This window comes from Vibrio variabilis (genome assembly GCF_003263785.1).
Classification (GTDB): Bacteria; Pseudomonadota; Gammaproteobacteria; order Enterobacterales; family Vibrionaceae; genus Vibrio; species Vibrio variabilis.
Genome location: NZ_JYJK01000078.1, coordinates 116,866 through 137,499, shown reverse-complemented (window position 1 = coordinate 137,499; position 20,634 = coordinate 116,866). Strand labels below are relative to the sequence as shown.

Sequence of the window (20,634 nt, the reverse complement as noted above, 5' to 3'; positions counted from 1 at the left end):
TCAGTGATTAACGAATCACCACCTTAACGAGCTCTTCTTTCAAGCCTTGCGCTACATTCTTAGCAATCAAAAGTTTGCCTTTCTCGTTGCTACCTTCTGCCGATGTCACAATGAGATCACGCATTTCTTCGCCGCCAAAGCCAACCATAGTTGGGTTTTCTGAAGGAACATCAATCACCTCCAGTACCTCACCGCTTGGAGCAATCTTGACGACAGATTGCCCTGCGTACATCGCAACCCAATAGTTACCATCCACATCGACGCTTGCGCCATCTGGGCGGCCGTTGTAGTCCGTTAGATCACAATGCAATTGCTGCTCACCATATTGACCTGTGCTTGCATCATAGCTGTGCTTGAACACTTTACTTGAGCCAGTGTCTGCCCAATATAGCCATTGGCCATCTGGAGAAAATGCCAGACCGTTACATGTCCACGCGAACATAGGCAGTGCTTCGATAGTGCCATCTAGGTGTAGCTGATGGAACTGACCTTGGTCACCCTCTTTTGCACCATTGCGAGTACCTGCGATAAAGCGTCCGCCTGGCGCACCGCGGCCGTCGTTGTAGCGCATACGAGGAAATTCTGACACCAGTGGTGCCAACGAAGTCATCTCTGCATCCCAATCTTGGATGTGGTACATCCCGGATTTAAGCGCAACGACAAAGCCTTGCTCGCCATGCGGTGCAAAACAGCCTAGCTTGTCACCAAACTCACGCTTTTCACTCACGCCATTTTTGTGGCGCCAAAGTTCCCCTTCACAGATGTTGACCCACATCCACGACTCTGTGCGCCAATCCCAGCGTGGGCATTCTGCTAAATCAAATTCTAGATCGACGAACTTTTCAAACTGTAGAGACTGTGCCACGTTGATGTCCTTTTTATACTTGTTGCTATTGGTGAGGTACCCAGCCAGATTCGCGAGTATCTAGCATGGAATTTATGGCCACTGTTGTAACAAAATCAGTGCTTAGGTGCTAGCACTGATTTGTGTTTTCACCCCAGAAAACGTTGCTAAAAGCAAGATGAAAAAGTTCATTACTTTAGTCTTGCCCATCGCCTGCTAGCTTAAGCGTTGTTGGCGCTTGCGTGAGACTGTCGGGATTAAGATAAGTCGTCGTAGATGGGAAAGCAAACTCAGCACCATGTTCCTCAATCACACGATTAATTTCCATCAGCAGCTCTTGCTGAGTATTGAGAAAATCTTCCCTGTCGCGAGTATCGATATGAGCAAACACATCAATGTCTAGGCTATAGTCACTAAACGAAGAGAAATGGACTCGAAGCGGCGACGCCAAAACTCTAGGATGCTGAGCTAAAAACTCTCGAATATCGCGCGTTACCGCGACCATGGTTTCCATTGGTGTCTCGTAGCGCAGTCCAAGTTTGACTAAAAATGGGTAGCGATCTCGACGACTAAAATTGGTGATTTGCATCTTCACCACATCACCATTAGAGATGGTGATCAAAGTACGGTCTTTGGCACGAATCCGGTAGAACGCACCCCAATTTGTTCGACCACACCGGACACACTGCCGACTGAGCAGAAGTCCCCTACCGACAGAGACTTATCCATAAACATGATCACGCCACCAATGAGGTTCTCCATCGTGGGGCGGATCGCCAGTGCAATCGCCATCCCGCCTAGGCTGAGCCCGGTAACAATGCCGTAAACCGGCACGCCCAAGCGATGTAGGCCATATCCAATGACGCAAACAGCACAAAAGCTGCCCGCTAAGGTACCCATGATCTGCGCCAGGCTTTTTTTAAGACCCGTATTGATTCGCTGACCTACCATTAACCAGCGACAACACGACGCCCCCAGTAAATAGCAGCTTGTGCGATGAGTGGCCAAAACATTAGCTCACCTATCATGTTTAGGGTTGTCATCAACGTACCAGTCAAGTTGAGTTGATAATCCGCTGTCCAATCAAATACAAATAACCCAAGCGCCATGAGAACAGGTTTTAGCAGCACATGTTCAATCTTTTGGTAAACCCAATAGGCATAACACGCCAACACAAATACCAGCAGAATCAGTGCGACCCATTGCCACATAGCTTGATCGCCAAATTCAATCATCATCTGTTCTGGCATCGCGTCAATGACTGCAAACCATGGAGGTGGTATTAAACGACCTGCACTTAGTGAGTAGTATTCATAGTAATCGGGAGAGGCTTGAATGTTGGAAGGTAGATGACTCACCAAGCGATAGAAACTGTGCAAGTGTTCGACGGTCTCGCTTGAAAACTGATACTGGCCTGAAGGCTGCTTAACGATATCAATACTCGTGCTCGGTACTGTCCAACGCTCAACGTCTGTATTGTTTGGAATAGTGCTTGTATCGAAAGGAGGTACACGGTCGAGCACCTCTTTAAGCAACATGACTGACTCGATTGCCACACGATTTTGACTCGAGGCAGACACTTGCGATAAATCAAACGTCATTGAGGCTCGCTCAAAAGAAGAGTCGATAAGGTAACGCTGAGACTCCGTTACATTAGACAAGTCTCGATAAACGATTCCCAACTCATTATTCGCCTGTGTCACCGCCGCTATATAACTTTCGTAAGTTTGCTTTGGGGTGCTGGTATCAGGTGGTGCAAGCGGAAATTTGTCCTGCGCCTTTACCCAACAAGCCACAACGGCAAACATCACTACCGCAGCTTGTTTCAACCCTATTTTCATCATGCTAGCCCTTTTCGTTGTTATTCATTGATTAGCATAGGATAGATTGAAAAACTGAGGTAAGCTGACCGTATGTTTTGCCAACTATTTAACCACCTATGACCATAAAAACCTTAGATTCAACCGTCGTCTATCAAAACCCTTGGATGTCTGTTCGTGAAGACAAAATCGAACGTGAAAGTGGTAACCAAGGTATCTATGGTGTTGTCGATAAACCCGATTGTGCGGTGATCATTGCTATCGACAACGGCAATATTCATCTGGTTCAGCAATATCGATACGCCGTCAGCGAAACCTTTTGGGAACTGCCGCAAGGTGCATGGGAGTCCAGTCCAGATGCAAGTCATTTATCTCTTGCAAAAGGTGAACTGCAAGAAGAAACCGGTCTCATCGCTGGTTCAATGACCTATGTTGGAAAGCAGCTGATCGCCTATGGCTTTCTTAATCAAACTTGTCATATCTATCTTGCAACCGAGTTAACCCAAGGTGAGCCGAACCACGACAGTGAAGAAGAAGATCTCATCGCTGGTGAATTCACTGTTGTTGAGTTTGAACGCATGCTCATTGAGGGAGAGATTCAAGATGTAGTGACAACGGCAGCATGGGGATTGGCAAAGCTGAAAGGGCTGGTTTAAAGGACTGAGCGCTTTAAATAGGGCTGCAACCCAAAGCGCTGATATCCGACTAATGATCCATGTCTCAGTTTTTAAAAACAAGCTCGACTTTACAGCATACTGCTCCAGTATTAATCGATACACAAATGAAACTTTATGCACAAGGAGAAAGCATGGATTCACTCACCCTTCAAGAAACCCTTATTTCCACTATACGGCAATTGGAACAACTTAAACCGAATTTCAGACTCAGTGAAGAAGCCTACGATCTCGAATCCGCCGTCAACAAACTCACCGAACAACTGTTTAGCCTCCAATCGCTCAGCAGTTCTAAAGGCTCAGAAAGCGACATTTCCTTGTCAATTGAATTGCTCAAATCACTTTCAGACAAAGCGCATCACTCGATTGAACAGGGTATCGGCCTTGATGACCCTAGGTTAATCATTAACGAGTCTTTGCGGGTAAACCTTCAGCTGTCAAAGATAACTCTTGGTGAAATGAATGCTTATTAACCATTCAACAATTCAATAGTTAGGGCAATCAACTAGCTAAGAAAGCAATATTAAAGTGCACACAAGATACTTAACACTATGTTTTAAAACATTAATGTTGATATCGTTTAATAATTAAACGCCACGTTACCTATTGATTTACATCATACTTCTCATTAAATGCTCATGTTAGCTTACCGCCATTATATTCATCATGACGAATAGCAAGGAGCATTCAAATGAGCAGTACTATTATCCTTCCATCGACCAACTTGTTAGGAAAAGAGTGTCTAGACAAAGCACTGGATATTATCCAGCAACAGGGATTCACAAAAGCACTTATTGTAACGGATGCTGTTTTGAATCAAATTGGCCTTGTCGCTCAAATTACAAAAAAACTCGACGATCGTCAGATCGCATCTGCTGTCTATGATGGAACCCAACCCAACCCTACTATTCAAAACGTCGAAGCGGGTCTCGAAGTCCTAACGGATGAAGGCTGTGATTTAATTCTATCGGTTGGTGGTGGTTCACCACACGACTGTGCGAAAGGCATTGCGCTTGTTGCAACCAATGGCGGCAAAATTACAGACTACGAAGGCATCAACAAAGCGACGCTCGCTCCATTCCCACTCATGTCTATCAACACCACGGCGGGTACAGCCTCTGAAATGACCATGTTCAGTGTGATCACCGATGAAGAAAGACAGATCAAGATGGCGATTGTGGATCAAAAAGTCACGCCGCTGATTTCAGTGAACGATCCTAACCTAATGCTGGCTATGCCAAGCTCACTCACTGCAGCAACCGGTATGGACGCATTGACTCACGCGATCGAAGCTTATGTTTCAATCGCGGCAAACCCAATTACAGATACGGTGGCGCTCAAAGCGATTGAGATGATCACAGCGCACCTACCAACCTGTGTTACTGACGGTGAAAACATCGAAGCTCGTGAGCAAATGGCGTACGCTCAGTTTATGGCGGGTATGGCATTCAACAATGCTCTGCTTGGCTATGTTCATGCAATGGCACACCAGCTTGGCGCCACGTATCACCTGCCACACGGCGTGTGCAATGCCGTGTTGCTACCACACGTGCAACGTTTCAATGCGAGTGCCAACCCAGCGAAGTTTGCCGATATTGCCAAAGCGATGGGTAAAGACACGCAAGGCTTGAGTACCGAACAAGCAGCGCAGCTTGCAATTGAGGCTATGGAAGAGCTATCAAGCAAAGTAGGTATTCCCTCTACCCTTAAAGAACTGGGTGTAAAAGCGGAAGACATTGCCAAGCTTGCCGAAAGTGCATTAGAAGACGTGTGCTGTATGACGAACCCTCGCCAAGCAAGCCAAGCGGAAATTGAAGCAATCTTTGAAGCGGCAATGTAATCCCTTCTCTCACTAACACCAAGTCAGGTAGCACCAGTCTGCCTGACTTTTACATTGTAAACTCGCCAAACAACTCTCTTATACTTAAATCTTTACTGGACGATATTTAACCGTTTATATAATCCCTGCCGTACAAGTTTGTCATTGATTCCTTCTAAACAAACCCAATCGGGGCAATGATGGAGACGCGCGATGAATACCAAGATAAGCACACTGGAACAATACGCCCAATTTGACAAATTAGTCATTCATTCGTTGGAGATGTCACTTTACCAAGCTTCAGTGGAACTTGACGGTGAGGAGCATTATGTCACCCACGATAATGGATCGCTGCTTCGCGCGCACAACGTGGTGGACATGCGCCGCCTTTGTCAAAACCTCTCTGCAAAAGAAGTCGTTCTAAGACAAGACAGCGCTTACGATGAAATGGTGGGTAGTCCGATTGAGCACGGTCAAAACACGCTTGAAGTGCCTCTCGGGCGACTCGACTCCGTTATGTAGAGATTAAATCGCTAAACCTGTTTAAACGGCGCCGTGCGTTCTCGCTCTTTTCACACCATCCAGTGCGAGAACGGACAGTGCCATCATCACCAGTACGTAAGTTGCATGTCTGCTGCCTCCACGCGCTCGCCAAGCAGTAGTCCAACGGCAAACACCAAGACAGGTTCGACATAGCCTAGCAGGCCGAATAACGACATCGGCAGCGACTGAGACGCATACAGAAATAGCAGCATAGGTACTGCGCCGGCAACCGCGAGACCAAGGTAGTACAACCAACTTGTTGCACGTATGGCTTGAATCGTCTCTACAGGTAATAGATAGAACATCGCAAAAAATGTAAGCGGCAACAAAAACACATTGTCGAGGGTAAAGCCAACGTCACTCGACACATCCAATGTTTTGCGATGGATAAAGTAGATCGGGTACCCCAAAGCAATCAGCAGTACAATCCACGATAGACCTTCAGCCATCACATAGGCATAGCCGACACCAACAGCCGCTAAACAACAAGCAAGCAATTGCAGTCGTGACAATGAATCTCCATAAACGAATTTACCCACGACAACCAGCACCAGAGGCAGAGTGAAATAGCCGAGTGCAACAGACAGTGTCTCTCCGTACAAAGGCGCCCAAACAAATACCCAGTATTGGGGTGCAACGAGCAGCGCCGACACTAAATAGCGATGCCATAACCGTGTTTGCTTGAATGCTTGCCAAAACTGACGAATACGACCGGTAACAACAAGAATGACCATCATGAGTCCTGCACTCCACGTTACTCGCTGTGCAGCTACCCAGTGCCCTTCACCCCCACTCACCTTAAACGCACCAAGATCCGGCTGAAACTGCACATAAAGTGGCAACAAGCCAAAAAGGCAAGACGCTAAAATTGAGGCAACGACCCCTTTTGAGGTCTGAGAAAGATCATGAAATCGGCGCAGCATTGTTACCATCACCCCTAATACGAAATGTGCGCACATTATCGCAATTTTATTCTCTGGAATACTGTTTTTTCATGTAACACGTGAATGAACACCACTGCACTCATCATCGAAGATCACCACCCAAATCTATTTGCCCCGTACAGTTAGAGCAAAGAACCTAATAAGCAAATGCAATCCATTCGATAATCGATTAGATAAACACCTTAGAAGCTCGATTTTGAGTACTTACATGTTCTAAAAATGACAAATATGAAGTTAATATGCCGATATAATTGGAAAAAACGCAGGGAGCACTTTTACCGAACTACTATTGAATTGTTACATATATGAAAAATAAGAATAGATCATTTTCTCTGTCTCTCCTTGTTAGTGCTCTCTTGAGCAGTACCTACCTTCAGGCTGGCGTGATGGATAACTTCATTGACCCAAAAGATGGACGACTGGATGGCAGCCAGTTTATTCTCGATAATGCTGTCGGTTTTCTTCCCATGCCATTAACGGTTACCGACCCTGCCGTTGGCGTTGGTGGCGGAGCAGCATTGCTATTTTTTCACGAATCCGAAGAGCGTAAGCAAAGACGCCTTGCCGGAGAGGAAGTGAAAGACATTCCTGCCAGTACATCGGGGCTCATGGCTCTCGGTACTAATAATGGAAGTCAACTCTATGGTGGTTTCCACTATGGTAACTGGATGAATGATCGCATTAGATATCTGGGTGGTTTGTTTGGTGCTAAATTCAACCTCAAGTTCCACAATGAACTTCTGCCTAATCCCTTAGATCTGAGCATCCGCGGGATGTATTTCTTTCAAGAACTAGATGTTCGCCTCGGTGATTCCGACTTTTTTATCGGCGGGGTTTACAGTTACATGTCTTCAGATACAAAACTTGAAGGCCTAGACCAGGCCTCCAAGGATGGCCGCCTCGGCTGGCGAGTAATGTACGACACTCGTAACAACCAGTTTTCACCACGGGAGGGCACCAAAGCTGGCCTAAAAGTCGATTATCACCGCAAAGCCTTTGGTGGCCAGTTCGACTACCAAAAATACAACGCCTATGCTCAACACTATACCCGTCTATCGAAAGACTGGGGGCTTGGCGTACGCGGTGATGTTAAGTCAATTTCAGACAACGTCGAGTTTCCGGCTTCTATTTATGCTCGACCGTATGTTGAGATGCGTGGTATCGCAGCAATGCGTTATCAAGCAGACAATACAGCGTTGGGCGAATTAGAACTCAGTTACGATATAGACGAACGCTGGACAATACTGGGCTTCGTCGGTGCAGGAACGGCGTTTAACCACGATGAAAGCATTGCTAAAAGTCAGGTTTACTATACTCGCGGTGGCGGTTTCCGCTATCTCATCGCTCGCCAACTGGGTATACGTGTGGGTGTCGATGTAGCGAAAGGCCCTGAAGAGTGGACAACGTATATTCAGTTCGGCAGCGCTTGGAAATAGTTCCGCAATGGCATAATGATGCCGCTGACCGTTGCGGCATCACCCTCTTACTCAGGGCTACTTTGTTGGCTTCTTCATCCAATATACCGACAAGGTCACCAAGCATAATCCAACAAAATGAAACACAGTGAACGCCTCGGATAGCACCAATACCGCCATAATAGCCGTCACACCAGGACCAATGTTCGAGGTAATACTCAGCTCTGTCGCGGTCAAGCGAGCCATGCCCGCCGCAACGAAATAAGACGGCAACACAGTACAGAAAATCCCCAGTAAGACACCAAGCACGACAAGTTCAAATGACCAGTTGCTCATCGATGCAGAAGAGAAAGCAAGTTGGATAAGAATGGCGACACCAGCACTGCCCATACCAATACTGGTAAATAGCTCGCTTCCCATCTTGCCAATGATACTTTTACTCAGCATCAGATAGATGGCGAAAATAAAAGCGGATGCGATAGCCAAGCCGCTCCCCTTCCAAATCTCACTACCCAGCGATTGCACGTCATGAAACAAGATGGCCGCTATTCCTAAATATCCCAGAGCAACCGCGTGTACGACATTACGCGTGGGTCGCTGACCAAGCACAGCCAACTCAGCAACACGACAAAACTTGGGAACAAGAAAATCAGTAACCTCTCTAGCTGAGCACTAATATAGGCCAGTGCAGCAATGTCCAAATAGCTCGCGACGTAGTAGCCGAGGATGCCAACGAGTGCCGCTTGCCAACCATGGTGACGTACCAGTGAACGCTTTTGCCCATCCCGGCACAGCAAACACAACACGATGAGGTAAAAGGGTAATGAACTCAGTGCGCGAAGCGACATAATGGCCGTCGCATCGCCACCATATTGATAGGCTATTTTGATGAAAATAGGTTTAATTGAAAAAAGTGCGGTACCGACTAACGCGTATATTAATCCCTGAACTTGCTGCTTTTTGTCGTGATGAGCGATGTGTGTCCTTGAGTTCATTCTCGTTCCTTTTTAACTTTGGGCTACGAGAATGAAGGTGCGATTCTGGCTACAATCAACTCGTAGCCAGGCACAGGGGATCCTACCGAGCTACAGGCATAGTGAGTGTGAGCCAGAGGTAAGAAACTGTGTGATGCATAAATACCCTTTTTGATGAAATTTCAGGCTACAAGAAGCTGACCTGGTATGCAACTAACGATTTATTCGACACTCCAATCCTTTAGGTCGTTAAATCAGCTCGGTATTGATTCAACTAGACACGTAAATCACGCAAATAACAACAAAGCCACTGAATAGCAGGATCGTTGATCGCCGCTCGATTCCAGACAACGCTGTAAGCCACCTTGCCATATTCAAACGGCAGAGACTTTACCGTCAATCCCTTCGCTTGACTGGCGACGTCAGCCCACTGTTTTGAACAGGTAAACAGTAACTCGGACTGATGACACATCACCGCGGCAGCGCCAAAATCTGGCACAATCATTTTCACATCGCGAACACCGTGTTGTTGCCTAAGTGTTTGTTCAAAGTAAGGACGGCTCAGCTCCGACTCAGCGATGCCAATATGCTGACTATTGAGGTAATGCTCTATCGTTAGATCAACCTCTGCTAATGGGTGGTCAGGTGACATCAAACACACCAACTCATCTTCGAGCACAACCTCCCATACCAGCTCTTTGGTGTTAGTTGGTGGCTGACTGACATCGTGTGGCAAGATAATGAAGTCCACTTGCCCACTATGAAGCGCACCAAAGCCAAATTTCGCCTTAGTCATGATATTGAGCTTAGCTTTGGGTGTGAGCTCGGTCGTCAGTTTCGCCAGCGGTTTAGCAAACAGTTCAAACGTACTTTCACGCATTGATAGGCTAAAACGGCCTTCAAATACTTGCGGTTCAAAACGAGCTTGGTTAAGCAAGCCATTCATACTCGCCAACATTGAATGCACGAGCGGAGCGATCTCAACAGCGTAAAGCGTTGGAGTTAGCGAAGTGCCATCTCTAAAAAACAGCTCATCATCAAGAATATCGCGTAACTGAGTAATAGTTTTGCTTACGCTAGAAGGGGTAACAGACAGTAGCTCTGCCGTTTTAGTCACGTTGCACGTATCTAGCATCACATGCAGCGCCAATAAATGTTTAAACCCGACTCGATTGAGTCCTTCAATATCCATCTATGTTAATCCATCAAATTGTCTGTTAGTCGCTCACAAATCCGTTTGAGCACCATCGCCTCCTCTGGGTCGAGTTTGGCTTTACAAGCAATCGCTCCAGGTATCGACATCGCTTTCTCGCGAAGCGCGTTACCCTGCTCGGTAACAAAAATCATTCGAGCACGCTCGTCGGATTCACTGCGCTTACGCTCCACCAAGCCCTTTTGCTCTAAGCGTTTAAGCAGCGGCGTAAGTGTGCCGGAATCGAGTTTCAATTCTGCCCCGATATCTTTGACATTCATAGGCGCTTGTTTCCAAAGTACCAACATCGTCATGTATTGCAGATAAGTGAGGTCGACTTGCTCAAGAATTGGCCGATAGGCACGAGTCAGTGCATTGCTAGCACTGTACAGTGCGAAACAAACTTGCTTGTCTAGATCTAAGGCTTCAGGGCTATCTAACTTCATAATTGGCCACTCGAGTAAATTAAGTTGTGCACAATATACTTGCAATCATCCAACTTTAACAATATAGTTAGCGCACAACCTAATTTTACACAATCAAAATCGATAAAAGGATGAACCTATGTCAGCACTTTACTCTACTTCAGCAACTGCAATCGCCGGCCGCAATGGACAAGTATCAACAGATGATGGCTTGCTCGATCTTGCGCTTTCTTATCCAAAAGAGCTAGGTGGAACTGGCACTGCAACTAACCCAGAACAGCTCTTTGCAGCAGGTTACTCAGCGTGTTTTTCTAATGCCATTCTTCATGTCGCTCAGCAGCAGAAACTAGCAGTAAAACAAGCACCAACAAAAGCAACGGTCGCACTAAAGGCCAATGAACATGGTGGGTTTGTTCTTGATGTCGCTCTGGATGTGACTTTAGATATGGATGATGCCGCAGCACTAGAACTGGTTCGTGTCGCGCACCAAGTTTGCCCATACTCGAACGCACTGCGTGGCAACGTCGACGTTGCAGTCACCGCTAACGGTCAAGCGATCTAAACAAGGGTTTGGGCAGGCTTCCTGCCCAATTACCCAGCCTCCTTAAGCCTACCTCTTCAAGTTTCTCTCCCCAACCCCCCCAAAACCGCACTTTATTTTCTTCTGAAAATTTTTCTTGTTAAAAAAGCACTTCTTGTTAACAAACCTTCAACACGAATGGCAAAAGGCGATCCCGATCAAGAAAAAAACGAAAATTCACAGAAAAGTAATAGCCGTGTCGAAAAACTTTTTTTATAATGCGAATTAATGTTTCAGAACACATTAAATTCTTTTATTAGGGGATCAACATGAGACTTATTCCATTACAGAACGCAGAACAAGTAGGTAAATGGGCTGCTCGCCACATCGTTGAGCGTATCAACGCTTTCAAACCGACAGCAGAAAAGCCGTTTGTTTTGGGTCTACCAACTGGTGGAACGCCTCTTTCAACGTACAAAGCACTTATCGCTCTGCACAAAGCAGGCGAAGTAAGCTTCAAACACGTTGTGACGTTCAACATGGATGAGTACGTAGGTATCGACCCTGAGCACCCTGAGTCATACCGCTCTTTCATGTACAACAACTTCTTCAACCACGTTGATATCCAAGAAGAAAACATCAACCTTCTTGACGGTCTAGCGGACGATATCGACGCACACTGTGCAGCATACGAAGAGAAAATCCGTTCATACGGCAAGATCAACCTATTCATGGGCGGCGTAGGCATCGATGGTCACATCGCGTTCAACGAGCCAGGTTCATCTCTAAACTCTCGTACTCGTATCAAGACACTGACAGAAGACACGCGTATCGCAAACTCTCGTTTCTTCGACAACGACATCAACCAAGTGCCTAAATACGCACTAACTATCGGTGTTGCAACTCTACTAGACGCAGAAGAAGTGATGATCCTAACTATGGGTCACAACAAAGCTCAAGCTCTACAAATGGCTGTAGAAGGCTCTGTAAACCACATGTGGACAGTGACTGCGCTACAAATGCACTCTAAAGCAATCATCGTTGCTGACGATGCAGCTCAACAAGAGCTAAAAGTGAAGACAGTTCGCTACTTCAACGAACTTGAAGTTGAGAACATCAAAGGTCTATAAGCTTTTTTAAGCCTTCAGATACAAGGTAGCGGAACTTTTCTTCTACCTTGTGTCTAACAAATTGTTACCTCTTTGCACTATTAGCAAAAGGCAGCAAAAGCGATGGAAACGCACAGTATTCCAAAGCTCCGTATAGGTCGGGCTTATATGCCAAGCTAAGCCCGACTTTCTCTCGCTGCGTTCCCATTCCTAATCACTCACAGCACCTTGAAAAAGCCTTGTCATAACAAGACTAACCTCAAGTCGTACAACTCTTACGACACAGTTCCACAACCACATTGAGAATGACTGCGCATTATCTCGATGAATGCTTGAAAACCTACTCTGCTCCTGACACACTTTCCCGCTATCTTCCCACTTTGTGATAACCCCAAAGCTTCTATGATGCCAAATACTCCGACCGCGAATCCCATCACGCCCAATGAACTGCTGAAATCTCTATTTGGTTACGATAATTTTCGTCATCAACAAGCGGATATTATCGACTCGTTGATGTTGGGGAATGATGTACTGACATTAATGCCAACCGGCGGCGGTAAATCTATTTGTTATCAAATTCCGGCGATTCTAAGGCAGGGAGTTGGCGTTGTGGTATCTCCCCTTATCGCACTGATGCAAGATCAAGTCGACGCCCTACATCAAGTTGGCGTTCGTGCTGCTTACCTAAACTCAACATTGAGCCCGTACGATCAGCAAGTCGTGGAGGAGCAAGTACTCACTGGTGACATCCAAATCCTGTATGTCGCACCTGAACGACTATTAATGGAAAAAACGCTTCGTTTGCTGGAGCAATCGAGCCTGTCGCTGTTTGCTATTGATGAAGCACACTGTGTAAGCCAATGGGGTCACGATTTTCGCCCGGAGTATCAGCAGCTCAGTGTGCTCAAGCAGCGCTTTCCTGCCGTGCCGAGAATCGCGCTCACCGCTACCGCCGATCTTAAAACACGTGAAGAGATCATCGCTCAATTGGCACTTGAGCAAGCCGATGTTTATGTTCACAGTTTTGATCGTCCTAACATCACTTACCACGTCTCCGACCTTGCAATGCCAAACAAGAGCTATGGCGCTTTATCGATACTCATCATCAAGGTGATGCCGGTATTGTCTATTGCCTATCACGTAAAAAAGTAGAAGAGACAGCGCAGTGGCTGTGTGACATGGGCAAAACCGCTTTGCCTTACCACGCAGGGCTATCAAGTGAGCAACGCGCGAATCACCAGCGCCGTTTTTTGAGTGAGGACGGCATCATCGTCGTCGCTACTATCGCATTTGGGATGGGGATTGATAAACCCGATGTTCGGTTTGTGGCGCATTTAAGCCTACCAAAAAGTATTGAAGCCTATTACCAGGAAACAGGCCGTGCAGGACGTGATGGCATGCCTGCAAATGCTTGGATGAGTTTTGGTATGCAAGACATGGTTCTACAACGACAAATGGTGCAAAACTCCGAAGGCGCAGAGCAATATAAGCGCGTATCCATTCAAAAACTCAATCGACTACTTGGCTATTGTGATTTGGCTACTTGCCGTCGCCAATCTCTACTCGCCTACTTTGGCGAAACGCTATCAACGCCTTGCGGAAACTGCGATAACTGTCTCACCCCACCCGAAACCTGGGACGGCTTACAAGCGACGCAAAAGGCGCTCTCCACTGTGTATCGAACCGGTCAGCGGTTTGGTGTGAGCTACTTAGTCAACATTCTCTTAGGTAAAGCCGACAGTCGAATTACCCAAAACCAGCACGATACCCTTTCTACATTTGGTATTGGTGGCGACCTTTCTGCGAAAGAGTGGCAAGGAGTATTTCGTCAACTGCTTGCCATGAACCTTCTGGAAGTACATGGTGAACACGGCAGTTTGCAGCTTACCGAGTTGTGTCGTCCTTATCTAAAAGGTGAGCAGCCCATCGAACTTCGCAAACTGCGAGTCTCGAAAAAAGCGGCGAAAGGCGCTAAGAAGAAAAACTCTGGCACATTGTCTACTGCCGATATGCCGCAGTATGAAAAGCTTCGCGAGGTTCGTGCAGAGCTAGCTAAGCAGCAATCGGTGCCGGCTTACATGATTTGTCATGATGCCACGTTGGAATCACTCGCTAGCGTGCGCCCACAAACCCTCGATGAACTTTCGACTATCTCAGGTTTTGGTGAAGTTAAGATCGAGAAGAACGGCGCTGCCTTCATCGCCGTTCTTGAGCCTAAGTCCGAAGCTGAAAAGCAACTATCAGATACCGAGCTCGAGTCTCTAGGACTTCTTAACAAAGGGTTTACCGTTGAAGACATCGCAAATAAACGCGGACTAAAGGCGACAACAATCATGTCTCATCTAGCTCAAGCCATAGAATTAAACGCCTGCGAGTTAAACAGCGTGGTCGCTTTAAGCGAAGACGAGATCGAAACAATCACGCAGCAAGCCATAGCGCTCGATTCACTTGCCCAACACGCTCTCAAACCACTGTTCGAACATTTTGAGGCGCAATACGACTACGGCACACTAAAATGTGTGCTCGCTAATATGGCGGCACAAAGTTAATAAAAATGGAATATGAGATTGCACTGATGACGATGTGTTTACCACTTTAGGCTAGTATTGCCATCGAGGTGATGAATATATGATCACAACGTTGCTACAGGAAAGTAGCTAAAGGGATATTTGAGATTGTAGAGCATGGGAGACTCAGCCTCCCGAGTTTACGATTACTATCTTTGACGCCAAGACTGTTTGTCTTGGCGTTTTTTTTCGCTTGGAGAATGTGGCCGAAGGGCTAATATGCTCAGCCACTGCGCGGTAGGTCTTTGAACCTTGCAGTACGTAGCTCGGTTTCTAAGGCATGTGTGGACAATTCTGAGCTAGTGAGTTAGCTTAATTGGCTCTATATGAACAAATAGGAATAAGTGAAACCTATGTTCGAATGACCGGTTTTATCATCCACCCCTGCATTAAAAATGCCGGGAGATGCCCGGCATAATCTTTAGTTCCCCGATGGTAAGTTAGTTACATCTATCCGAGTCGCTGTTTTTGACGTAAACGCTTTTAGATACTGGTTGATGTCTTCTTGAGTCAATGAATCAATCACACTATCAGGATTAACCACAGCCAAAGGGTCGGCATCGGCAAGTACATAGTTGAATATCATTCTTGCCTGCTCATGTGGTTGCGATAAACCATCTTTTAGGGCATGAGATAACTGCTTTGTTGTGCTCTTGAACTCTTCTTCTGTGGCTCCATTGCCAATAGACTCAACAATCTCGTTCAACGCCATTCGTGCCTCTTTTCGTTTGATGATAGAAGAGTTCATCACAATAAGCAGTTGCTGAGTGTCAGCTCCTTCAGGCCAATCTACGAAAGAATATGGTGAGTAATCCAGACTTCCCAGTTCCCTGACTTGTTCTGTCAAACGGGAAGTTACGATCCGTCCTGCTATGTCAGCTAAGAAATAATCCTTAGTGGTTTTCTCCTTCGCATTACGCGCGAACATTGAAAACAGCTCCACATTATTACCTGCCGATCCAAACGCAAATGTGAGTTCCTCATCTTTAGGATTCAACTTCACTTGATAGAGCTTATTCGCGGACAACTCATTGAACGTCATAGCCGCCAGATAACTTCTTGCCAGTGGCTTGAACTCGTCTACTGCGATATCTCCCGCGATGACGTATACCATTCCACGATTGGTTTTCATTAGTTGCTCATAAGCAAGTTTCATGTCACTCGACGTCACTTTTTCATAATCCTCAGACGCTCTCGTATAGCGAACGGAGTCAGAATCATAAATTGCATTTGAGACTGCCTTAAATGCCTTTCCATTCACGGATTCGAGATACTGCCGATTGCTCGTGATAAATTGCTTTTTGTAACGAGAAAACATCTCGTCATCGAGTGTTGCGTGCTGAAAGCTTGATAGATAGAGGCAAGGACTAAGGGCAGCGAGGCTTTGGTCGATTTGCCATGAAAACCGTGTAAATGCTCCCAAACGATGGGTTCAAGAAACGCATTTTCTTTGAGCATTAACCGATTGTAATCATTGGAGGAAAAGCCGCCAAGACCACTCTCTGCGTACGCCCCTGCTATCAGATCACCCGCGGGGCGAAGTGAAGGTGAAAGGGCGGCCAGTCCACCTTTTGAGCCAGCGTATACGTGAACTTCATCGCCGGCGTTCGGCATACTCCTGAGGTAAACAACGACACCATTGTTAAGTTGCCATTTGGAGGTGTTGGGATCGAGCTCCTCAATTGACACGATCTCACCGCTGTCACCAGGCTGAGGAAAGTCGGATAGGACTTCCGGCAGTATCAACGCTTTGCCACTTAGCTTAAACGTGCTCTCCATATCAGAGACGAAAGCCAATTGTTCTTGTCGTGCTTCAGTGAAAAAATAGAGGTGATCGATGGCAACGACCGTTTGGACATCATTACTTTCAAGCAAACTTGTTAGCCGCTTATTAAACCAGGTTTTGTCTGCCCGATAGACCAACGCTTCCGATAACGATTTGTAAGTCTCTGGGGACAACGTTTGTCTGCCTATCATACGAAAAAAGACATGATCATCGGCATAGTTGCGCGCCGTGTAGTTGTCAGCAAAGTTGGATTCGAGCTTCAGAAAAGCACTCGCTTGTGCATCCACCTCTAAACTGCTTAAACCATGGTCTCTCAACGTAGCCAACTCTTTAGCCAAAAACTGCATGGCTGTTTGTTGGTTCTGCGCTTCATAGGATATATGGACTCTCATCACCACACGCTCAAACCATTGGATCAGCTCGGCATAAGTATTTTGTATGGGTATATTTAGATCTCGTGCTCGATCGTTCAAGCGCGTGCTAATGGCATCAGTCAAGATGTTCGCCGCAGCAAAGTCTTCGAAATCCGCCGCCGACACCATAGTGTTTGGGCCCAAATCCAACAGTATGGTTGTTGATGGGAATGAGCCGTTAATTCCGCCAAGAACGGTACTCTTTGAGCGCTTAAGTGGTGAGATATTGTTGATAGGTGAGCCGTTTTCTGGTGCAAACCACTGGCCAAAAATGGTATTCACCTCGGTAATCACTGAAGTAGAGTCAATATCCCCCGCAATAAAGATTTCACTGCGATTTGGTGTGTAGTGAGTTTGGTAGAAATCTCTTAATCGCTGCTCTGAGATATTTTGAATACTGTCTTCGTTGCCAATAATATCCCCTTTAATACCGTATAATTGCTCTGCTATTAGTCGGTAAAGTTCAAAATCTAGGTTTCCAATTGTTTGAGATCGAAGACGCATTTCGCCAAGCACAACGCCTCGCTCTCTCGATACTTCCTCAGGGTCTAGAGAAAGTGAAGTGGCAATTTCTCTGAACCAGGTTAAGGCGTTGGTTAGTTTGTCATCAGAGGGAAGATCAACCTGATAGACGGTATTAGCATGTGTAGTGAAAGCATTGAGGTGCTGGCCGAACGCGACACCTTCTTCACCAAATAGAGCGACGATGTCATTTTTTGGAAAGGCTTCAGTACCGTTAAACGCCATATGTTCAAGAAAGTGCGCGTAACCTTTTTGGTCATCTGCTTCATCTCTAGAACCAGTACGAACCAAAAAGCGTGTCGATACGGTTTGACCCGGCACTTCTTTGATATGAAGTATGAGCCCATTGTCTAATGTCGTCGTGTGCCAACTTGTATCCGCCGTAAAAGATTGTTCGATAAGGGTAGTTTGACACCCCAATAATATGGCGCCCAATAAAAAACAGACGAGTAATTTTCTTGTTATCATCATGATCCCTGTTAAGCCTAAGCTGAACAAGAAACATACTACAGTGAACCTGAATAGATTTAATCGTCAAAAGGGTTTGCGAGCACTTTCATGCTTTTAGACAGTGGCCATGTAACACACCCTAAAAGATAAAATATTGATGAGTTCTTGTTAGAGCCAATGACTAAGCATGGGCGTAGTACTTCATCAGCCACTATAGGTGCCATAAGGAATATATCTTCAAACAAGGAATGGGGCGAAAGCGAGTTTGACTCCGAGTCTATCGCTCGCTGTAATTAGATTCCTGCCTGCGCAGGAATGACGACAATATCAGCTTTGAGGTAAAACTTCCGTTAGTCACTGCAAAAAAAACCGCGCTCGAAAGCGCGGTGTTACCTTGGGCTTGGTAATTACAGTGTTTTATCGTTGTTGTGATTTTAATTTGAGTCGCATTGCGTGCAATACGGGCTCGGTATAGCCATTGGGCTGTGCGCAGCCTTCGAACACCAACTGACATGCGGCAGAGAACGCAATGCTGCTGTCAAAGTTGGGGCCATATTGTTGTAATTTGGGTCATCGGCATTTTGTTGGTCAACAACTTGTGCCATACGCTGCATGGTTTTCATCACTTGAGATTCCGTGCAAATACCATGACGTAACCAGTTGGCAATGTGCTGGCTTGAGATACGTAGTGTGGCGCGATCTTCCATTAAGCCGACATCATTAATATCTGGCACTTTGGAACAGCCAACACCTTGGTCAATCCAGCGTACTACATAGCCGAGAATGCCTTGCGCGTTGTTGTCTAACTCGCTTTGAATTTGTTCTGGTGTCAGCTTTTGCGAGCCTAGTAGTGGAATCGTTAAGATATCATCCACACTCGCCATCACGCGCTCACGAAGCTCTTTTTGACGGCTTGGCACACTGACTTGGTGGTAGTGGAGCGCATGCAATGTCGCTGCGGTTGGCGAAGGAACCCATGCAGTGTTAGCACCTGATTGTGGGTGACCAATCTTGGCATCCATCATTTTTGCCATGTTGTCTGGTTCAGGCCACATACCTTTACCAATTTGTGCTTTGCCTTGTAAACCGCACGCCAAACCGAGATCCACGTTTTGATCTTCGTAGGCGCCGATCCAGGTCATGGTTTTAAGCTGCGCTTTAGGAGCAAATGCGCCCGCCTCCATGCTGGTGTGGATCTCATCACCCGTTCTATCCAAGAAGCCTGTATTGATGAATACGACACGCTCTTTCGCAGCATGAATACACGCTTTTAGGTTCACCGAGGTGCGACGCTCTTCGTCCATAATACCGACTTTGATGGTATTTCGTTCCAAACCTAGCGCGTCTTCCACTCGAGTAAATAGTTCGTTGGTAAACGCCACTTCTTCAGGGCCGTGCATCTTAGGTTTCACGATATTGATGCTGCCTGAAGTCGAATTTTGGTATGGGCTATTGCCTTTAAGATCGTGGATGGCAATCAAAGAGGTGATCATGGCATCCATAATACCTTCAGGCACTTCACGGCCTGCACTATCAAGGATCGCTGGGTTTGTCATTAAGTGGCCGACATTGCGAATAAACAGCATGCTGCGACCTTTAAGGTTGATCTCTCCGCCTGTCACGCTGGTGTATTGACGATCTGGATTCAGACTTCGAACAATGGTTTTGCCATTCTTTTCTAGCTCTCTTGCAGATCGCCTTTCATCAGACCTAACCAGTTTCGATAGGCCAACGCTTTATCTTCACCATCGACCGCTGCAACCGAGTCTTCACAATCCATAATGGTGGTCAGCGCTGCTTCAACGACCACATCTTTGATGCCCGCTGCATCTACACGTCCAATCGGTGTGTTCGGGTCGATTTGAATTTCGATATGAAGGTTATTGTGTTTAAGAAGAATGCATGACGGTGAACTCGCCTCCCCCTGATAGCCGATAAACTGCGTGCTATCCATCAAGGTCACTTCCTCACCGTTGGTAAGGGTAGCGGTAAGGGTGTTACCTACACTGACATTACTGATGCTGTACTGAGCGACTTCTCGGTGTGATACGCCGTTGAGTGGCGCTGCTGAGTCAAGAAACTCACGAGCATAGGCAACCACCTTCTCACCACGTACTGGGTTAAAGCTGCCACCACGCTCCGCACCGTCCTCTTCGCCGATCACATCCGTGCCGTAAAGCGCATCATACAAGCTACCCCAACGTGCATTCGCTGCGTTGAGCGCAAAGCGGGCATTCATAATAGGCACCACCAGCTGTGGTCCTGCTTGTGTCGCAATTTCTGGCTCTACGTTTTCTGTGGTGATCTCGAAATCATCGATTTCGGGAACCAAGTAGCCAATTTGCTGTAAAAAGGTTTTGTACTCGACTGGATCAATCGCATGACCTGCGCGCTCTTGATGCCAAACATCGATTTGATGCTGCAGGTCGTCACGCTTGACGAGTAGTGCGCGATTTTTTGGTGCTAGGTCAGATAAGATCGACTCGAATGATTGCCAAAATGCGTCGGCTTCAATACCAGTGCCGGGAATGATTTGCTCATTAACCAAATTGTAGAGGGTGCTATCAATGTTCAAGCTTCCCTGTTGAATACGATTGCTCATAAAATTTCTCTCGAA

At 46.5% G+C, this 20,634-nt stretch carries 18 protein-coding genes and 2 pseudogenes; 9 read left to right on the top strand and 11 right to left on the bottom strand.

The window, feature by feature from the left end:
• Positions 1–7 precede the first annotated feature (7 nt).
• From TZ48_RS13200 to TZ48_RS25125, 4 genes are all read right to left on the bottom strand, one after another.
• Positions 8–865 (bottom strand): SMP-30/gluconolactonase/LRE family protein, encoded by an 858-nt coding sequence (locus TZ48_RS13200; protein WP_112479488.1) that lies wholly within the window; start codon positions 863–865, stop codon positions 8–10.
• A 175-nt stretch (positions 866–1,040) separates the two neighbouring features.
• On the bottom strand, positions 1,041–1,466 hold the full coding sequence (locus TZ48_RS26140; RefSeq protein ID WP_338062273.1) for a mechanosensitive ion channel family protein: 426 nt from the start codon (positions 1,464–1,466) through the stop codon (positions 1,041–1,043).
• The gene (locus TZ48_RS26135; protein ID WP_338062272.1) at positions 1,463–1,744 is read right to left on the bottom strand and encodes a mechanosensitive ion channel domain-containing protein; all 282 of its coding nucleotides are present in this window, start codon (positions 1,742–1,744) and stop codon (positions 1,463–1,465) included. The genes TZ48_RS26140 and TZ48_RS26135 overlap by 4 nt, the downstream gene beginning before the upstream one ends.
• A 50-nt stretch (positions 1,745–1,794) precedes the next feature.
• Entirely contained in the window at positions 1,795–2,688 is an 894-nt protein-coding gene (locus TZ48_RS25125; RefSeq protein WP_239670851.1) for a hypothetical protein, read from the bottom strand.
• 95 nt (positions 2,689–2,783) lie between these two features.
• On the opposite strand from TZ48_RS25125, the gene TZ48_RS13190 reads away from it, so the two are divergent.
• The 4 genes from TZ48_RS13190 to TZ48_RS13175 all read left to right on the top strand — a co-directional run bounded on the left by TZ48_RS13190 (position 2,784) and on the right by TZ48_RS13175 (position 5,679).
• The gene (locus TZ48_RS13190; protein ID WP_112479487.1) at positions 2,784–3,320 is read left to right on the top strand and encodes an NUDIX domain-containing protein; all 537 of its coding nucleotides are present in this window, start codon (positions 2,784–2,786) and stop codon (positions 3,318–3,320) included.
• A 152-nt stretch (positions 3,321–3,472) separates the two neighbouring features.
• Positions 3,473–3,811 carry a hypothetical protein gene (locus TZ48_RS13185; RefSeq protein WP_112479486.1) on the top strand — a complete coding sequence of 113 codons (339 nt, stop codon included), beginning with the start codon at positions 3,473–3,475 and terminating at the stop codon, positions 3,809–3,811.
• Between the two features lie 218 nt (positions 3,812–4,029).
• Positions 4,030–5,178 carry an iron-containing alcohol dehydrogenase gene (locus tag TZ48_RS13180; RefSeq protein WP_112479485.1) on the top strand — a complete coding sequence of 383 codons (1,149 nt, stop codon included), beginning with the start codon at positions 4,030–4,032 and terminating at the stop codon, positions 5,176–5,178.
• A 192-nt stretch (positions 5,179–5,370) separates the two neighbouring features.
• Positions 5,371–5,679, top strand: a complete 309-nt coding sequence (locus TZ48_RS13175) for a DUF6482 family protein (RefSeq protein WP_112479484.1) — start codon at positions 5,371–5,373, stop codon at positions 5,677–5,679.
• Between the two features lie 86 nt (positions 5,680–5,765).
• Here TZ48_RS13175 and rarD read toward each other — a convergent pair whose 3' ends face one another.
• Positions 5,766–6,623, bottom strand: a complete 858-nt coding sequence (rarD, locus tag TZ48_RS13170) for an EamA family transporter RarD (RefSeq protein ID WP_239670850.1) — start codon at positions 6,621–6,623, stop codon at positions 5,766–5,768.
• A 377-nt stretch (positions 6,624–7,000) separates the two neighbouring features.
• Here rarD and TZ48_RS13165 point away from each other — a divergent pair, with 377 nt between their 5' ends.
• Positions 7,001–8,080 carry a BamA/TamA family outer membrane protein gene (locus TZ48_RS13165; protein ID WP_239670849.1) on the top strand — a complete coding sequence of 360 codons (1,080 nt, stop codon included), beginning with the start codon at positions 7,001–7,003 and terminating at the stop codon, positions 8,078–8,080.
• A 57-nt stretch (positions 8,081–8,137) separates the two neighbouring features.
• Here the strand turns inward: TZ48_RS13165 and TZ48_RS13160 are convergent.
• From TZ48_RS13160 to ohrR, 3 genes and pseudogenes are all read right to left on the bottom strand, one after another.
• Positions 8,138–9,054, bottom strand: a pseudogene (locus tag TZ48_RS13160) (DMT family transporter).
• 253 nt (positions 9,055–9,307) lie between these two features.
• The gene (locus TZ48_RS13155) at positions 9,308–10,225 is read right to left on the bottom strand and encodes a LysR family transcriptional regulator (protein ID WP_112479482.1); all 918 of its coding nucleotides are present in this window, start codon (positions 10,223–10,225) and stop codon (positions 9,308–9,310) included.
• A 5-nt stretch (positions 10,226–10,230) separates the two neighbouring features.
• Complete coding sequence (gene ohrR / locus TZ48_RS13150) at positions 10,231–10,671, bottom strand: transcriptional regulator OhrR (protein ID WP_112460029.1); 441 nt, start codon at positions 10,669–10,671, stop codon at positions 10,231–10,233.
• Positions 10,672–10,789: 118 nt separating this feature from the next.
• Here ohrR and ohr point away from each other — a divergent pair, with 118 nt between their 5' ends.
• The 4 genes from ohr (at position 10,790) to TZ48_RS25860 (ending at position 14,828) form a co-directional block, all read left to right on the top strand.
• Positions 10,790–11,212, top strand: a complete 423-nt coding sequence (gene ohr, locus TZ48_RS13145; protein ID WP_112479481.1) for an organic hydroperoxide reductase Ohr — start codon at positions 10,790–10,792, stop codon at positions 11,210–11,212.
• 287 nt (positions 11,213–11,499) lie between these two features.
• A complete protein-coding gene (gene nagB / locus TZ48_RS13140; RefSeq protein WP_112460027.1) occupies positions 11,500–12,300 on the top strand; it encodes a glucosamine-6-phosphate deaminase in 801 nt (266 codons plus the stop codon).
• A gap of 381 nt (positions 12,301–12,681) precedes the next feature.
• Positions 12,682–13,431 (top strand): RecQ family ATP-dependent DNA helicase, encoded by a 750-nt coding sequence (locus TZ48_RS25865; RefSeq protein WP_275426438.1) that lies wholly within the window; start codon positions 12,682–12,684, stop codon positions 13,429–13,431.
• A complete protein-coding gene (locus tag TZ48_RS25860) occupies positions 13,371–14,828 on the top strand; it encodes a RecQ family ATP-dependent DNA helicase (RefSeq protein ID WP_338062275.1) in 1,458 nt (485 codons plus the stop codon). The genes TZ48_RS25865 and TZ48_RS25860 overlap by 61 nt, the downstream gene beginning before the upstream one ends.
• Before the next feature lie 439 nt (positions 14,829–15,267).
• Here TZ48_RS25860 and TZ48_RS13130 read toward each other — a convergent pair whose 3' ends face one another.
• The 3 genes and pseudogenes from TZ48_RS13130 to TZ48_RS13120 all read right to left on the bottom strand — a co-directional run bounded on the left by TZ48_RS13130 (position 15,268) and on the right by TZ48_RS13120 (position 20,619).
• Entirely contained in the window at positions 15,268–16,164 is an 897-nt protein-coding gene (locus TZ48_RS13130; RefSeq protein ID WP_112479480.1) for an insulinase family protein, read from the bottom strand.
• Positions 16,104–17,987, bottom strand: a complete 1,884-nt coding sequence (locus TZ48_RS13125) for a M16 family metallopeptidase (RefSeq protein ID WP_162674573.1) — start codon at positions 17,985–17,987, stop codon at positions 16,104–16,106. The genes TZ48_RS13130 and TZ48_RS13125 overlap by 61 nt, the downstream gene beginning before the upstream one ends.
• Positions 17,988–18,434: 447 nt before the next feature.
• Positions 18,435–20,619: pseudogene (locus tag TZ48_RS13120) on the bottom strand (malate synthase G).
• Between the last annotated feature and the right edge of the window lie 15 nt (positions 20,620–20,634).

What these genes read in the sequence shown, in the direction of transcription:
- TZ48_RS26135 (WP_338062272.1), bottom strand. Translation starts at nt 1,744, where the DNA reads ATGGGTACCTTAGCGGGCAGCTTTTGTGCTGTTTGCGTCATTGGATAT.
- TZ48_RS25125 (WP_239670851.1), bottom strand. Translation starts at nt 2,688, where the DNA reads ATGATGAAAATAGGGTTGAAACAAGCTGCGGTAGTGATGTTTGCCGTT.
- TZ48_RS13190 (WP_112479487.1), top strand. Translation starts at nt 2,784, where the DNA reads ATGACCATAAAAACCTTAGATTCAACCGTCGTCTATCAAAACCCTTGG.
- TZ48_RS13185 (WP_112479486.1), top strand. Translation starts at nt 3,473, where the DNA reads ATGGATTCACTCACCCTTCAAGAAACCCTTATTTCCACTATACGGCAA.
- TZ48_RS13180 (WP_112479485.1), top strand. Translation starts at nt 4,030, where the DNA reads ATGAGCAGTACTATTATCCTTCCATCGACCAACTTGTTAGGAAAAGAG.
- TZ48_RS13175 (WP_112479484.1), top strand. Translation starts at nt 5,371, where the DNA reads ATGAATACCAAGATAAGCACACTGGAACAATACGCCCAATTTGACAAA.
- rarD (WP_239670850.1), bottom strand. Translation starts at nt 6,623, where the DNA reads ATGCTGCGCCGATTTCATGATCTTTCTCAGACCTCAAAAGGGGTCGTT.
- TZ48_RS13155 (WP_112479482.1), bottom strand. Translation starts at nt 10,225, where the DNA reads ATGGATATTGAAGGACTCAATCGAGTCGGGTTTAAACATTTATTGGCG.
- ohrR (WP_112460029.1), bottom strand. Translation starts at nt 10,671, where the DNA reads ATGAAGTTAGATAGCCCTGAAGCCTTAGATCTAGACAAGCAAGTTTGT.
- ohr (WP_112479481.1), top strand. Translation starts at nt 10,790, where the DNA reads ATGTCAGCACTTTACTCTACTTCAGCAACTGCAATCGCCGGCCGCAAT.
- nagB (WP_112460027.1), top strand. Translation starts at nt 11,500, where the DNA reads ATGAGACTTATTCCATTACAGAACGCAGAACAAGTAGGTAAATGGGCT.
- TZ48_RS25865 (WP_275426438.1), top strand. Translation starts at nt 12,682, where the DNA reads ATGATGCCAAATACTCCGACCGCGAATCCCATCACGCCCAATGAACTG.
- TZ48_RS13130 (WP_112479480.1), bottom strand. Translation starts at nt 16,164, where the DNA reads ATGTTTTCTCGTTACAAAAAGCAATTTATCACGAGCAATCGGCAGTAT.